At 62.4% G+C, this 14,229-nt stretch carries 12 protein-coding genes and 1 pseudogene; 7 read left to right on the forward strand and 6 right to left on the reverse strand.

Annotated elements, in window-relative coordinates; translation table 11 throughout:
• Nucleotides 1–10 precede the first annotated feature (10 nt).
• Both EV691_RS13270 and nfuA read left to right on the forward strand, forming a co-directional pair.
• Nucleotides 11–2,281 carry a fatty acid cis/trans isomerase gene (locus tag EV691_RS13270; RefSeq protein WP_131297392.1) on the forward strand — a complete coding sequence of 757 codons (2,271 nt, stop codon included), beginning with the start codon at nucleotides 11–13 and terminating at the stop codon, nucleotides 2,279–2,281.
• Between the two features lie 108 nt (nucleotides 2,282–2,389).
• Nucleotides 2,390–2,974, forward strand: coding sequence for a Fe-S biogenesis protein NfuA (gene nfuA / locus EV691_RS13275; protein WP_131297393.1), 585 nt, complete (start codon nucleotides 2,390–2,392; stop codon nucleotides 2,972–2,974).
• 163 nt (nucleotides 2,975–3,137) lie between these two features.
• Here the strand turns inward: nfuA and EV691_RS13280 are convergent, their stop codons facing one another.
• Both EV691_RS13280 and EV691_RS13285 read right to left on the reverse strand, forming a co-directional pair.
• Complete coding sequence (locus EV691_RS13280) at nucleotides 3,138–3,404, reverse strand: hypothetical protein (protein WP_039803844.1); 267 nt, start codon at nucleotides 3,402–3,404, stop codon at nucleotides 3,138–3,140.
• 209 nt (nucleotides 3,405–3,613) lie between these two features.
• Nucleotides 3,614–4,225 (reverse strand): hypothetical protein, encoded by a 612-nt coding sequence (locus EV691_RS13285; RefSeq protein WP_039803845.1) that lies wholly within the window; start codon nucleotides 4,223–4,225, stop codon nucleotides 3,614–3,616.
• Between the two features lie 373 nt (nucleotides 4,226–4,598).
• Between EV691_RS13285 and EV691_RS13290 the strand changes: the two genes are divergently transcribed.
• Genes EV691_RS13290 through EV691_RS13300 form a run of 3 tightly spaced genes read left to right on the forward strand, consistent with a single transcriptional unit; the run spans nucleotide 4,599 to nucleotide 6,640 of the window.
• Nucleotides 4,599–5,432 (forward strand): undecaprenyl-diphosphate phosphatase, encoded by an 834-nt coding sequence (locus tag EV691_RS13290; protein ID WP_131297394.1) that lies wholly within the window; start codon nucleotides 4,599–4,601, stop codon nucleotides 5,430–5,432.
• A gap of 13 nt (nucleotides 5,433–5,445) precedes the next feature.
• A complete protein-coding gene (locus EV691_RS13295) occupies nucleotides 5,446–6,093 on the forward strand; it encodes a DUF1294 domain-containing protein (RefSeq protein WP_131297395.1) in 648 nt (215 codons plus the stop codon).
• Nucleotides 6,094–6,127: 34 nt separating this feature from the next.
• Entirely contained in the window at nucleotides 6,128–6,640 is a 513-nt protein-coding gene (locus EV691_RS13300) for a DUF1993 domain-containing protein (protein WP_131297396.1), read from the forward strand.
• Between the two features lie 48 nt (nucleotides 6,641–6,688).
• Here EV691_RS13300 and EV691_RS13305 read toward each other — a convergent pair whose 3' ends face one another.
• From EV691_RS13305 to EV691_RS13320, 4 genes and pseudogenes are all read right to left on the reverse strand, one after another.
• Nucleotides 6,689–8,278 (reverse strand): ABC-F family ATPase, encoded by a 1,590-nt coding sequence (locus EV691_RS13305; protein ID WP_131297397.1) that lies wholly within the window; start codon nucleotides 8,276–8,278, stop codon nucleotides 6,689–6,691.
• Between the two features lie 37 nt (nucleotides 8,279–8,315).
• A pseudogene (locus tag EV691_RS24360) lies at nucleotides 8,316–8,521 on the reverse strand (site-specific integrase); the annotation flags it as partial.
• 608 nt (nucleotides 8,522–9,129) lie between these two features.
• Nucleotides 9,130–9,351 (reverse strand): hypothetical protein, encoded by a 222-nt coding sequence (locus tag EV691_RS13315; protein ID WP_131253991.1) that lies wholly within the window; start codon nucleotides 9,349–9,351, stop codon nucleotides 9,130–9,132.
• Nucleotides 9,352–9,539: 188 nt separating this feature from the next.
• Nucleotides 9,540–10,253: an SOS response-associated peptidase family protein gene (locus EV691_RS13320; protein WP_131297398.1), complete on the reverse strand. Its 714-nt coding sequence runs from the start codon at nucleotides 10,251–10,253 to the stop codon at nucleotides 9,540–9,542.
• 263 nt (nucleotides 10,254–10,516) lie between these two features.
• Here EV691_RS13320 and EV691_RS13325 point away from each other — a divergent pair, with 263 nt between their 5' ends.
• Together EV691_RS13325 and EV691_RS13330 are read left to right on the forward strand one after the other, a co-directional pair.
• Nucleotides 10,517–11,095: a putative antibiotic biosynthesis monooxygenase gene (locus EV691_RS13325; RefSeq protein WP_207390136.1), complete on the forward strand. Its 579-nt coding sequence runs from the start codon at nucleotides 10,517–10,519 to the stop codon at nucleotides 11,093–11,095.
• Nucleotides 11,096–11,715: 620 nt separating this feature from the next.
• Nucleotides 11,716–14,205, forward strand: coding sequence for a bifunctional diguanylate cyclase/phosphodiesterase (locus EV691_RS13330; RefSeq protein WP_131297399.1), 2,490 nt, complete (start codon nucleotides 11,716–11,718; stop codon nucleotides 14,203–14,205).
• The last annotated feature ends 24 nt before the right edge of the window (nucleotides 14,206–14,229 follow it).

The raw sequence follows: 14,229 nt of genomic DNA on the forward strand, positions 1-14,229 counted from the left end.
GACCTGCTTCATGCCGCTTCGCCTTTTCCTCTTCGTGCTGCTGGCGCTGGGCGCCGTGGCGCGTGCCGAAGAGCTGTCGTACCGCCGCGACGTCCAGCCGATCTTCACCGCCAAGTGCGTGGCCTGCCATGCCTGCTACGACTCGCCCTGCCAGCTCAACCTGGGCAGCGGCGAAGGGGTGCAGCGCGGCGCCCACAAGCTGCCGGTCTACAACGGCCTGCGCACCGAGGCCCAGGCGACCACCCGGTTGTTCCTCGACGCCGAGGGCGAAGCGGCCTGGCGGCGCAAGGGTTTTCATTCGGTGCTCGGGGCTGACGGCCAGGCGGCGCTGCTGGCGCGCATGCTGGAACTCGGCCGCCGCCAGCCGCTGGAACACAATGCCCGGTTGCCGGAGGATCTGGAGATCGGCATCGGGCGCCAGAACAGCTGTCCGCTGCCCGGCGAGTTCGCAGCCTTCGCCCGCGACAATCCCCGGGCCGGCATGCCCTTCGCCGTCACCGGTCTGACCGACGGCGAATACGCGATCCTGAAGCAATGGCTGGCGCAGGGCGCGCCGGTCGACGCGGCACCGCTCGAACCGTCGCCGGCCGAGGCGGCGCAGATCGCCGACTGGGAGCGCCTGCTGAATGCCCAGGACAAGCGCTCCCGGCTGGTCGCCCGCTGGCTCTACGAGCACCTGTTCCTCGCTCATCTGCATTTCGAGGGCGGTGCGCCGGGGCACTTCTTCCAGCTGGTGCGCTCGCGCACACCGGCCGGCCAGCCGGTCGAGCCGATCGCCACGCGGCGCCCCAACGACGACCCGGGCAGCGATTTCCACTACCGGCTGCGGCCGATCCACGACGTGATCGTGCACAAGACGCACATCACCTATCCGCTCGGTCCGCAGAAGCTGGCGCGGGTGCGCGAGCTGTTCCTCTCTGGCGACTGGCAGGTGACCAAGCTGCCCGGCTACGGCGCCCAGCGCCGCGCCAATCCGTTCGAAACCTTCGCGGCGATTCCGGCGCAGGCGCGCTACCGCTTCATGCTGGACAATGCCGAATACTTCGTGCGCACCTTCATCCGCGGACCGGTGTGCCGCGGGCAGATCGCCAGCGACGTGATCCGCGATCACTTCTGGACGCTGTTCCAGGCCCCCGAGCAGGACCGCTACCTGACCGATGCGCAGTACCGCAGCGAGGTGACGCCGCTGCTCGTGCTGCCCGGCCAGCTCGACGACATCGCCGGCCTGTGGAGTCTCTGGGGCACCTATATGGAGCGGCTCAAGCGCTACGAAAGCCTGCGCCGCCAAGCCTACGCCGAGCACCCGGCCGAGTGGGCGGATCTGTGGAGCGGCAACGACAACGCGCTGCTGACCGTCTTCCGCCAGCACGACAGCGCCTCGGTGCGCAAGGGACTGGTCGGCGCGGTGCCGCAGACCCTGTGGTGGCTGGACTTCCCGCTGTTCGAGCGCACCTATTACCAACTGGTGGCGAATTTCGACGTGTTCGGCAATCTCTCCCACCAGTTGCAGACGCGCCTGTACTACGACCTGATCCGCAACGGCGCCGAACAGAACTTCCTGCGCCTGCTGCCGGCCGGCACGCGCCAGGCGATCCTCGACAGCTGGTACGAGAACAGCGGCCAGCTCAAGCTCTGGCTGGCCTATACCGAGATCGACGGCCAGACCCCGTCGGCCCTCGGACTGCCACAGCACGAGCCGATCCGCAGCTTCGCCGCGCACCTGCTGGAGCGGCATGCGGCGATCAACGCCCGTCCCGATCCGCTCAACCGCTGCCGCTTGGCGCATTGCCATCGCCCAGGGGTGGCCCGTGAGCTGCAATACGCCGAGCAGGCGCTCAGCCGTCTGGCCAGCCGGCCTGCCGCCAGCCTGCCGGCCGTGCTCGAGCTGCCGGAGGCCAGCCTGCTGCGCATCGAGTACGGCGAGGGGCGGCGGGAGATCTACAGCCTGCTGCGCAACCGCGCCCACAGCAACGTGGCGTTCATCTTCGGCGAGCAGCTGCGCTACCAGCCGGCGCTGGACAGCCTGACGCTCTATCCGGGCGTGCTGAGCAGCTATCCGAATTTCCTGTTCAACGTTCGCGCCGAGGAGGTACCGGCCTTCGTCGCGGCGCTGGAGCAGGCGAGGCCGGGGGCAGGCCTGGCGGCCGTTGTCGAGCGCTGGGGCATTCGCCGCAGCCATCCCGAATTCTGGCGCTATTTCAACGACCTCTCGGCCTGGCTGCGGGAAACCGAGCCGCTGGAGGCCGGGGTGCTGGACATGAACCGCTACCAGAATCTGTGAGGCGACCCGTCTGTGACGGACTTTCACGATTAATCCGACAATCATGCTAGGACTTTATCCCCCAGGATGCATGGCGTACACTCGGGAGCATATTCGCGAGGAGCTGCCATGAGCGCCATCATCATCACCGACGCCGCACACGACTATCTGGCCGAACTGCTGGCCAAGCAGAGCGGCACCGACATCGGTATCCGCATCTTCATCACCCAGCCCGGCACGCCCAGCGCCGAAACCTGCATCGCCTACTGCAAGCCGGCCGAACGGAATCCGGACGATACCGCCCTGGCGCTGAAGAGCTTCACCGCGTGGATCGACTCCGTCAGCGAGCCCTTCCTCGAGGATGCCGTCGTCGACTACGCCAGCGACCGCATGGGTGGCCAGCTGACCATCAAGGCGCCGAACGCCAAGGTGCCGATGATCGACGAGGACAGTCCGCTGGGCGAGCGGATCAACTATTACCTGCAGACCGAGATCAATCCCGGCCTGGCCAGCCACGGCGGCCAGGTGAGTCTGGTGGACATCGTCGAGGAGGGCGTCGCCGTGCTGCGTTTCGGCGGCGGCTGCCAGGGCTGCGGCATGGTCGACATGACCCTCAAGGACGGCGTGGAGAAGACCCTGCTGGAGCGCATCCCGGACCTCAAGGGCGTGCGCGATGCCACCGACCACAGCAACCGGGAAAACGCCTACTACTGACGGGTGAGGTTGGGGAAGAATGAGAAAAGGCGGCCATGGCCGCCTTTTTCGTTGCTGTGTTACCGGTTGTTTTGCGAGGGGTACGGTTTCTACCGTCTGGCTTCCTGCGCTGCGCCCTGTCGTGAAGCCTTGCCGGGGACAAGGCTTCATATTCGTTCGATGATCAGTCCGGCATTTTCCACGGGGCCAGGTCGAAGCCCTGGCGGGTCAGCTCCTGGCGGGTCTGCTGGATGACGGCGGCGAGTTTCTGCGGATCGGAATAGGTCGAGCAGGGAATGCGTTTGTGACCCAGGGTCCGCGTATTGCTGCGGTCCACTACGGTCAGGTTCAATTCACTGTTGATTTCCTGGGTCCAGGCGATGCACTGCAGGGGTTTGAACGCGCGGTTGGCGATCAGAAGAGCTTCATTGAAACGGAGCGGATTGGTCATGGGGCGATCCTTCATTTGAGTACCATGATAAGGCCGTCTGACGCGGCCATTTGTCGTTGCAGGTAGTTAAAAAGCCATGTCGCGCGAACGCGACAAGAGTTTGGAACTTACCTGGGCAAACGGGTTCCTTCCGCTGCCCTGAAACTCGCATAACATGACTGAAGTATAGTCCAGCCTTTCCGGAGAAATGCAAATTTTTCCGACGTATGTCATCCCAGCATGTCCGCCTGACGATAGAGCAGCAAGAGCTTGCGGGTGATGGTGTTCTGGATGTCGATCCGCTCGAAGTTGGACAGGTGGCTGAGCTTGCTGACCTGCAGGCGGTGCAGGTGGAGGTAGGGCAGCTGCTGGCCGAATTCGCGCAGGTCTCCCTTCATCAGGATGGGCAGGAAGACGTCGCCGAGCTTCTTCTGGTTGCTGATGATCTGCGCCAGCGCCTGCTTGAACGGCATGGTCTTGGGGATCGATCGGCTTTCGCCCAGCTGTTTCGCCAGCATCAGGCCGGGCTTGCCGAATACCCGGCCGGGCAGGACGAAGAGCCCCGTCGGGCGCACGGCGAACGCGTCGATGCCGTGCAGGGTGTCGTGGAAGGCATAGGGGTTGGGCAGCACCACCATCTTCCGCCCGAGGTCGCTTGGAAAGTGCAGGTTGTAGTTGGTGTACAGCTGGCGCACCGACTCCGAATAGACGCACAGTCGGTTCTCGAACAACTGGATGAAGCGCTCGGCCAGTTCGCGGCGGGCAATGTGGTCCAGCTCCCAGATCAGGTCGGGGTTGGCCGGTTTGCTGAAGTCGACTTCCTGATGCTTCATGCTGCTCATGCGTGACTCTTTCTTGCAATCTAGTAATGGAGCTGCCGAGCGGGCGGCAGAATACCTGGCAAGCAACGGGCCGGTGAGCACTCGCGCAACCGAGGTTTTGCCGCTGGGCGATCAGTGCTCAATTGGTACCCGCGTCCACAGCATCCCAGCCCGCCTGCATAATGCCAAGAAGCTATGACTCAACCAGTGCCGAACGTCATAGATTGAAGTTTGCGGCAGCGTCCGTTCCGCTCTGCTAGCATGCCGGCCCGCAAGAGGGGCGGGCAACCGGGATTCCGTTTCCTCCTGTACGGGTCATTGACAGGTGTTGTCCGCGCCTATCCATCACGGGCGAGCGGACGGCCGCATTTTTCGCATTTGGGAGAGGGGATCGATGGAGCTTTGGCTCGCCGCGCAGGCGTTCATCTTGGGGGTGGTCGAGGGCTTGACCGAATTTCTGCCGATATCCAGCACCGGACACCAGATCATCGTCGCCGATCTGCTCGGCTTCGGCGGCGACCGGGCCAAGGCGTTCAATATCATCATCCAGCTCGGGGCGATCCTCGCCGTGGTCTGGGAGTTTCGCCAGCGGGTCTTCGGGGTGATCGTCGGCTTGCCGCGCGAGCGCCAGGCGCAGCGCTTCACCGCCAATCTGCTGGTCGCCTTCTTTCCAGCGGTGATCCTCGGCGTGGCCTTCGCCGATCTGATCGAGCACTGGCTGTTCAACCCGATCACCGTGGCCAGCGCGCTGGTGATCGGCGGTCTGGTTATGCTCTGGGCCGAGAAGCGCCAGCACGCCGTCGAGGTGCAGACAGTGGACGACATGAGCTGGAAGCACGCCCTCAAGATCGGCTGCGCCCAGTGTCTGGCCATGATCCCGGGTACCTCGCGCTCGGCCTCGACCATCATCGGCGGCCTGCTGTTCGGCCTGTCGCGCAAGGCGGCCACCGAGTTTTCCTTCTTCCTCGCCATGCCGACCATGGTCGGCGCTGCCGTCTATTCCGGCTACAAGCACCGTGCCCTGTTCGAAAACGGCGGCGATCTGCCGGTCTTCGCGCTGGGCTTCGTCGTCTCCTTCATCTTCGCCATGCTGGCCGTGCGCGCGCTGCTCAGGTTCATCGCCAGCCACAGCTATGCGGTATTCGCCTGGTACCGCATCGGCTTCGGCCTGCTGATTCTCGCCACCTGGCAGATGGGCATGATCGACTGGAGTACGGTGCAAGGCTGAGGACGGAGCGTTCATGGAACGACGCGGGGTGCTGAAAAGCTGGGATGACGGCAAGGGCTTCGGCTTCATCCAGCCGGAGGCGGGAGGCGAGCAACTGTTCGTGCACATCTCGGCGATGCGTGGCGACCGCCGGCCCAGGGCGGGCGAGACGGTGCTGTTCGTCGCCGGGCGTGATCGGGAGGGGCGGATGCAGGCCAGGCACATGCGTCACGCCGAGTTGAGCCTCGACTGCCCATCGATCCGCGAGTCACGCCAGGCGACGGGTGGAGTGCGCAACCTGCCGGGCAAGCTCCTGGTCTTCTTGGCGTTCTGCGCATTGCCGCTCGGCGGTGCGCTGCAACTGTTGCGCGACGGTTCATTCTGGGTGCTGGGCGGCTACGCGCTGTTCAGCCTGGTCAGTTTCCTGCAGTACTGGCTGGACAAGCGTCGCTCGGCAACGGGGCGCTGGCGCATACCCGAGACCAGCCTGCATGCCGTCGAGCTGCTCGGCGGCTGGCCCGGTGCGCTGCTGGCACAGCAGGCGTTCCGCCACAAGACCGGCAAGGTCGCCTATCAGCTGGTGTTCTGGGGCATCGTGCTGCTGCACCAGGTGGTCTGGATCGACTACCTGTATTTCCAGCGGCTGTTCGCCTCGGCCATCGCGCAACGCTTTCTCGGCTAGGCTGGTATATCCCAACCCTTCAAGGAGCTGCACCATGCCGCTGTCCATGTATCAGGCGTCGATTCCCGTGTTTGTCCGCATGCTGGGCAACCTGTCGGCCATCCTGCACAAGGCCGAGGCCTATGCCGAAGCACGCAAGATCGCCCCTGCAGTACTGGTCAACGCGCGCCTGGCGCCGGACATGCTGCCGCTGAGCAGCCAGATCCAGATCGCCAGCGACACCGCCAAGGGCTGCGCCGCGCGCCTGGTCGGGGTGGAGATTCCCAGCTACCCGGACACCGAGAGCAGCTTCGCCGAGTTGCAGGAGCGCATCGCCAAGACCGTGGCCTTTCTCGAGAGCATCGACGCCGCGCAGCTCGATGGCAGCGAGGAGCGGCCCATCACGCTGAGCTTTCCCAAAATGGAGCTGAAGTTCGGCGGCAGCGAATACCTGTTCGGCTTCGTCCTGCCCAACTTCTATTTCCACCTCACCACCGCCTACGCCATCCTGCGCCACAACGGCCTGGATATCGGCAAGATGGACTTTCTCGGAAAGCCGCCGGCCTGATCCGGGGAACAAGCCCCGTGCGGGGCTTGTTCCTTCTGCAGCATGGCCTCAGATCAGCACACCCTGACTGCGCAGGTAGTCGTCGTAGCTGCCGCTGAAGTCGGTCACGCCGCTTTCGGAAAGCTCGATGATGCGGGTTGCCAGCGAGCTGACGAACTCGCGGTCGTGGCTGACGAAGACCAGCGTACCCGGGTAGTTCTCCAGCGCGAGGTTGAGCGCCTCGATGGATTCCATGTCGAGGTGGTTGGTCGGCTCGTCCATCACCAGCACGTTGGGCTTGTTGAGGATCAGCTTGCCGAACAGCATGCGGCCCTGCTCGCCGCCGGAAATCACCTTCACCGATTTCCGGATGTCGTCGTTGGAGAACAGCATGCGCCCGAGGGTGCCGCGGATCAGTTGCTCGCCGCCCTGGGTCCACTGGCCCATCCAGTCGAACAGGGTCATGTCCTGTTCGAAGTCGTCGGCGTGGTCCTGGGCGAAATAGCCGACCTCGGCGCTTTCGGTCCACTTCACCTCGCCGGACAGCGGCGGCATCTCGCCGACCATCGTGCGCAGCAGGGTGGTCTTGCCGATGCCGTTGGGGCCGATGATCGCCACCCGCTCGCCGGCCTCGATCTGCATCGACAGGCCCTTGAACAGCGCATTGCCGTCGAAGCCCTGGCTGACCTTCTCGAGGGTCACCGCTTGGCGGTGCAGCTTTTTGGTCTGCTCGAAGCGGATGAACGGGCTGACCCGGCTGGACGGCTTGACCTCTTCGAGCTGGATCTTGTCGATCTGCTTGGCGCGGCTGGTGGCCTGCTTGGCCTTGGAGGCGTTGGCCGAGAAGCGGCTGACGAAGGTCTGCAGTTCGGCGATCTGCGCCTTCTTCTTGGCGTTGTCGGCCAGCAGGCGCTCGCGGGCCTGGGTCGCCGCGGTCATGTACTCGTCGTAGTTGCCGGGGAACAGGCGCAGCTCACCGTAGTCCAGGTCGGCCATGTGCGTGCACACGCTGTTCAGGAAGTGGCGATCGTGGGAAATGATGATCATGGTGGAGTTGCGCGCGGTGAGCACGCCCTCCAGCCAGCGAATGGTGTTGATGTCCAGGTGGTTGGTCGGCTCGTCGAGCAGCAGCACGTCCGGGTTGGAGAACAGCGCCTGGGCCAGCAGCACGCGCAGCTTCCAGCCGGGGGATACGGCGCTCATCGGGCCGAAGTGCTGTTCCAGCGGAATGCCCACCCCCAGCAGCAGCTCGCCGGCGCGGGACTCGGCGGTGTAGCCGTCCATCTCGGCGAACTGCACTTCAAGGTCGGCGACCTTCATGCCGTCCTCTTCGCTCATCTCCGGCAGCGAATAGATGCGGTCGCGCTCGGCCTTCACGTTCCACAGTTCCTCGTGGCCCATGATCACGGTGTCGATCACCGTGAAGGCCTCGTAGGCGAACTGGTCCTGGCGCAGCTTGCCGAGTCGCACGTTGGGCTCGAGCATGACCTGGCCGGCGGAGGGCTCGAGGTCGCTGCCGAGGATCTTCATGAAGGTCGATTTGCCGCAACCGTTGGCGCCGATCAGGCCGTAGCGGTTGCCGTTGCCGAACTTGACGGAAACGTTCTCGAACAGCGGCTTGGCGCCGAACTGCATGGTGATGTTGGCGGTAGAGATCAAGGCTTAGTCCTGCGGGGGTTTCAGAGGGTAGTGGTTTTCAGCTGCACCACTTTTGTACCAACCTGGCCTTTTCGGGGGCTTTATCGAGCTTGTCGAACTCGTGCCAATCGGTACTGGAGTTGATTCAGCGGGCGTGGGTGGATAGTAACATTTGCACGCTATGCCCAAGTTGTGTCGCGATGAAAGCAGGGTTCATCCGGCCATGAGGCATAGGGTTGCGTAGGCCTGCCGGCAGTTGTACGGAGCCTGCAGTCCAGTTCGTCCAGACGCAGCAGCATGCTCTTCGCCGCGGCCGGTGTGGCGCGTACCTGGGAAACCGTCTCGGCTGAGGCTGCTTTCCGGTGGGATATGAACAGGAGAGGGAATGGCCGGTTACGCCGGCTAGTCGGGCAGTGTGTCGCCGCTGGATGCCTGCCAGCAGGATGGGGCTGATGAACCCCCAGACTTGCAGATTACTCAAACAGGCTGCGCGCCTTGCCGGGAACCGTGAAACCCGGCGTGACCATCTCTTGGCAATGGCCAGCTGACGCCGCTTGCATGCCGATCTGCCGACGGCATCTCCATAATACACAAATGATAATTATTATCAATTGAGAAATTGCAAGACCGTCACTGCAGGGGAGTTCGGGTCAGCATCAGGAGAATATGGCCGGCTGCTCTTGGTAGGGCCTCGACCCTGTACGTGGGCGGTCTATTGCCACGCTGCCGGCTATTCCTGTTCCGTCGGCTTGCCAAGGGGCCCATGTCGAGCGCATGGAGCGCGGCATTTCCGGCGCCTTTGCTGGCCGCCAGGAGGCCGGTGGGCGGTGTGGCGCTGGGCGCCATCCGCCGTAGGGCTTTCCACTTCTGCATTACCGATCATTCGTCGCCCTGGGTCTTGATCGATCCTTGGCCAAAGGCGCGCTGCCTGAAATGACTTGTCCCGTGTGCCTCTTCTGGATGGCTCTGGCTTTTTCCTTCCAGTAGGCATCGCCTTTGGGTTTGAACCGACGAGGTTTCATCGCAATGCGGATCGCTATTGCCACAGCCGCCGTCACTGCAATCACTGTGGCGCTAATCCAAAGGGTGTCCATAGGGGGGTGTCCTTGCTAATCAAGCGGCTGGAGGGGGAATGCCTTGGCTCTGCTCGTCAAGGCGGAGTTCGACCCCGGATCTTTCTTGCCCGAGCTGTCGGCCTGCAGGTAGACGAGGGGCCATAAGGGGCGCGATCTTGCCAGTTTTTGACCTGGCCTGCCCAGCGCGGCGGCGCCCGGAGCCTGGCTCAGCCTGCATTCACCGGCCCCATTGGCTGAATCAGTCCGGCCCCCTCGTTGTGCACGTTCCCCACCGCCAGCCCGATCGGGTACCACTCGAACGCCTGCGTCGGTAGTCCCCGATGCAGGGCAATCTCCTCGGCCTGGGCCGGGGTCTGCTGCGGATCGATCCAGGCGCGGGCCATCTCGGCTCCCAGGACCAGCGGCTGGCGGTCGTGGATCGCGCTCATTCCCCCATCGCTCATCCGGGTGATCAGCGCGAAGCCGTCGCCTTCACGCGCTGCTGCGCCCTCGTGCGGAAACCGGCCGATGGCCGGGAAGAACAGCGGTTCGCCGCTCTTCAGGCGAAAGAAGAAGGGCTGCTTGCGCCCCGTAGCGGCCGCATTCTGCTGCCATTCATACCAGCCATCGGCCGGCACCAGGGCGCGTCCGGATTTCCAGGCCTCCCGCCAGAAGCGGCTGCTCGCCAGCGTTTCTACCCGGGCATTGATCGCCGGCGGCCGCGCTCGTGGCCCCTGGGCCCAGGCCGGTGCGTATCCCCAGGGGACGGGCTCCAGGCGCAACCCGTCGGCATCCGCGTGGATCAGCAGCACCCGCGTATGCGGGGCCACGTTGTAGCGGGCAATCGGCGCGGGTTCGAGGCCGGCCGCCAGCGGCAATCCGCTGTGCAGCGCCTGCAGGTAGTCGATCGCCGCCCGGTACTGCACGAATCTGCCGCACATGCCGGCCTCCGCTGCAAGGTCTGTCCCTCGGCAAGTATTGTCAGCGCTGGTGCGGGAGGCCAGGGAACCTGTCGGGAGGAGGGCGTTCGGCCCGGCAGCTCAGGCAAGCGGCCATTGCCGAGCCATTTCCGCTGCCTGCGGGGCTTGGTTCCGGGCCGCCGTATGGGGTAGGTTTGAACTGCCTTGCGGAGCGTCTTACCCAGACCCTCCGTTTCTTCGGCAGGCCCTACCCGGGTAGTCGGATACTCAAAAGGAGATACAGGATGTCTAACGACCCCGTCACCCTCATGGTGGCGCGCCGCGTGGCTCGCGGACGCTACCGCGCTTTCAGCGTCTGGCTGGACGAAGGCCGCGGCCTGGCCGCCAGCTTCGATGGCTTTCTGGGCTCCGGCGTGCTGGCACCGCCGCCTGGCGATGACGAGTACCAGATCATCTTTCGTTTCCGCGACGAATCCACGCTGGCCGCCTGGGAGCATTCCGCCGCGCGGTATGCCTGGCTGGCACGCGGCCTGGGCCTTTTCGATGCGCCCCAGGAGCACCGTGCCACCGGGCTGGGCAGTTGGTTCCACGATGCCGTAGTCAACGGCCCGCCGCGCTGGAAACAGGCCACGGCCATCTGGCTGGCGTTCTTTCCGGTTTCCCTGGCGTTCCAGTGGCTGTTTGGCGATGCCCTGGGCACGCTGCCGCTCGTCCTGCGGATACTACTTAGCACCTTGCTGATGACGCCGCTGATGGTCTTTCTCTTCATCCCGCTCAGCACCCGCCTGCTGGCCCCCTGGCTCAATGGCCGTTCCTCCGCCGGCGGACGTCTGGAGCGCCTGCTGCACCCTGGCCGCGCATAGCCGCGGGCCGCTCGGCTCCCGGCCGCCCGCCAGGGGCGGCGGAAGCCGAGTCGTTGCGCTGGGCCGCAAGAGACTTCATCCGCTTTTCCCGCACAGAAGAGTGTCAGGTCGTCCATACCGAACCAGCCTCGGGCTGTTGCGAGTAAGGCTGCCGGTTGGTCTTTTCGGGAGGGCGATACAGTGCAGTATTCGGGCCCTCTATATCGGCTCCGTACTTCCGGACTTGAGTTGTCCAATCAGCCAAACAGGGTACCCATCGGCTGTTTTTTTGAGCCTCTCATTTCAAGACAGTGCAATTACAGTGATGCCTTCCTCATCACGGCTTGATTGTGCATATGGCCAGGCCTGCCGCTATGCGATCAATACTGCCGTCCTGTCGGAGCCGGATCGAGCCGTGAATCCAGGTGAGATGTTGCCAGTGCCGCCACTCGCTCGAAACCAGATGGTTTTCCCCACTTTCGACGCGTCTATCCGTCGGCATGAATCGATACGGCATCCGCAAGCATGCAGTCCTTGCCAGTAAGCTGTCTGCAAAATATGGAGCGCAAGCATTTTGTATTTGATGACATGGATACGTTTTATTCGACCGCAGCCTGTCTTGAGTTGTGGTGGCGTCCGACATGCAGAGAAATAAGTATGTCGGCAGTTGCCGGTTTTGGGCATCGCTGCTGCTGGGCGGCTGGATTCTGGTTTATCTATTTGGTGATTCGCTGCCGCCGATAGGGCCTTTCCTGATACTGCATCAGGTACTGGAAACAGCCTCTATCATGGTAAGTGTGCTGATCTTCGTCATTGGCTGGCATACGTTCAGGATGCACGCAAATCATGCCATCCTGATTGTTTCCTGTACTTTCCTGGGAGTGGCGATTTCCGACTTCTCGCACATGCTGTCTTATACGGGAATGCCCGACTTTTTCGGTCAAAATTCCCCGGAGAAGGCGATTGGCTTCTGGCTGCTGGCACGTTATTTAACGGCAATAGGCATGTTGATCATGGCCTGCCTGCCCTGGCGAGTGCTGGCCTGCAGTCATTCTATCTCGACCAATAGAGATAGATATATAGCCCTTCTTGTTACACTGTCGGTCATGTCTTTGGCCATCCTGACTTTGCTCCTTTTTCCAGAGGCTATCCCGAAGACCTATCAGGAAGATGTCGGCCTCACGCCATTCAAACAGGGGGCCGAATTTGCAATTATTGCAATCTATTGCACCAGCATCGCCTTGCTCTTGATGCGAAGGCATGTCGATACGGGGCTTGAAACAAGTCTCCTGGTATGTTCCTTGTCGGTCATGGTGATGAGCGAGGTTTTTTTTACGGTATATCGCAATGTCACGGATGCATATAACCTGTTTGGGCATATATATAAAATTACAGCCTATGTGATTTTATACAGAGCCATTTTTGTGGAGTCTATTCTGGCACCCTACAAGTCACTGAATGACTCGAGGCAACATATTCAGGTCCTCATGGAGGCATTGCCAGACATTATTCTCGAGACGCGTCTCGATGGCCTGCTTCTCAGTACCCATGTTCCGGCGGATGGAAGGCTGTTCAAGACGCAGGATCTGGAGGCAGGGCGTTATCTTCAGGATTTGCTTCCGCCCCAGGCTTTAGAGTGCCTGGTACGAGCGATGCGCGCAGCAGAGCACGACGGCCAGGTCGCGGGCCTGAAATTCCAGCTTGGCAGGGCCGGAGAGGAGCTGGTTTTCGAGGTTTCGGCGTCGCTGCTCGCCCACTGGCCTGACGAGAGAAGTCATTTCATGATTTTGATTCGGGACGTGACGGAGCAAGCCAGAAATCAATCCAAGATCGAGCAGATGGCGCATTTCGATGCGCTCACCGGGCTGCCGAACCGTACGCTGTTCAATACACGCTTTGAAGTCGAGGCCACGCGCTGCGAAAAGAATCAGCAGCCCATGGCGCTGATTTTCATGGATCTCGACAACTTCAAGAATGTCAACGACTCGCTGGGCCACAAGGTCGGCGATGCGCTGCTGATCAAAATTGCGTCTCGCCTGGAAAGGATCCTGCGCCCGAGAGACATGGTGTCTCGCCAGGGTGGGGACGAGTTCATGTTCCTGTTTCCCGAGGCGGATGCGCATCTGGCTGGACAAATGGCCGAGTGCATCAAAAGCTCCATCGAGCTGCCCATTCAGGTGGGGCAATATACGCTGCATGTCGCCGCCTCGATAGGAGTCTGCATCTTCCCCCAGGATGGCCGTGATCTCGACACCTTGTCCAGTCATGCCGATATCGCCATGTATCGGGCAAAGCATGAGCGGCGCAGCCATTACGAACTCTTCACGGAGGAAATGCAGGCCCGCACGGCTCGGACCCTTCTGCTGGAGGGGGCTCTGCGCGAGGCGATTCAATGGGGACAGCTGGACGTTTATTACCAGCCGCAGTTCGATATAACGGGCACGCGGCTGGAAGGGGCCGAGGCACTAGTGAGATGGCAGCATCCCGAACTGGGCTTCATCAGTCCTGCCGAGTTCATTCCGATCGCCGAAGTCAGTGGGCAGATCATCAAGATAGGCGATCTGGTTCTGCACAAGGCCACACAGCAGATGAGGCATTGGCTGGATGAGGGCTTTCCCGGGGACATGAGCATTGCAGTCAATATCTCCATGGCGCAGTTCCGTGATACAGCCCTGCTGGAGAAGATCGACAGGGCGCTTGCTGACAATGAGTTGCCGCCATGGGCACTCGAACTGGAACTGACCGAAAGCGTGGCCATGGAGAATCCGGAGAAGGTCGGCGAGATCGTGAGCAGTTTGCGTTCCCGGGGTGTGAAGCTTTCCATCGACGACTTCGGAACGGGTTATTCGTCGCTCAGCTATCTGAAAAAGCTGCAGGTGCACAAGCTGAAGATCGACCGCTCCTTCATCCAGGCCATTTCAGCCGGCAGCAGCGATCAAACCATTGTCAGGGCCATCATCGGCCTTGCCAGGGATCTGGACATGCAGACCATCGCCGAGGGCATCGAGACCGAAGAGCAGCGCCAGATACTGGAGGAGCTGGGCTGCGATTCGGGACAGGGATATCTGTTCTGCAAGCCGCTGCCGGCAGCGGAGTTCCTGCCCAGGCTGCTCGAGCATTCCGTGAGCTGAGCGTTCCCTCCCGCCACTCCTTCC

The sequence above is a fragment of the Azotobacter chroococcum genome (genome assembly GCF_004339665.1).
GTDB classification, from domain to species: Bacteria; Pseudomonadota; Gammaproteobacteria; order Pseudomonadales; family Pseudomonadaceae; genus Azotobacter; species Azotobacter chroococcum.

Excerpts from the sequence above, each read along its gene's own strand:
- EV691_RS13325 (WP_207390136.1), top strand. The coding sequence starts at position 10,517 with ATGTCTAACGACCCCGTCACCCTCATGGTGGCGCGCCGCGTGGCTCGC.
- EV691_RS13270 (WP_131297392.1), top strand. The coding sequence starts at position 11 with ATGCCGCTTCGCCTTTTCCTCTTCGTGCTGCTGGCGCTGGGCGCCGTG.
- EV691_RS13280 (WP_039803844.1), bottom strand. The coding sequence starts at position 3,404 with ATGACCAATCCGCTCCGTTTCAATGAAGCTCTTCTGATCGCCAACCGC.
- EV691_RS13330 (WP_131297399.1), top strand. The coding sequence starts at position 11,716 with ATGCAGAGAAATAAGTATGTCGGCAGTTGCCGGTTTTGGGCATCGCTG.
- EV691_RS13295 (WP_131297395.1), top strand. The coding sequence starts at position 5,446 with ATGGAACGACGCGGGGTGCTGAAAAGCTGGGATGACGGCAAGGGCTTC.
- EV691_RS13285 (WP_039803845.1), bottom strand. The coding sequence starts at position 4,225 with ATGAGCAGCATGAAGCATCAGGAAGTCGACTTCAGCAAACCGGCCAAC.
- EV691_RS13300 (WP_131297396.1), top strand. The coding sequence starts at position 6,128 with ATGCCGCTGTCCATGTATCAGGCGTCGATTCCCGTGTTTGTCCGCATG.
- EV691_RS13320 (WP_131297398.1), bottom strand. The coding sequence starts at position 10,253 with ATGTGCGGCAGATTCGTGCAGTACCGGGCGGCGATCGACTACCTGCAG.
- nfuA (WP_131297393.1), top strand. The coding sequence starts at position 2,390 with ATGAGCGCCATCATCATCACCGACGCCGCACACGACTATCTGGCCGAA.
- EV691_RS13315 (WP_131253991.1), bottom strand. The coding sequence starts at position 9,351 with ATGGACACCCTTTGGATTAGCGCCACAGTGATTGCAGTGACGGCGGCT.
- EV691_RS13290 (WP_131297394.1), top strand. The coding sequence starts at position 4,599 with ATGGAGCTTTGGCTCGCCGCGCAGGCGTTCATCTTGGGGGTGGTCGAG.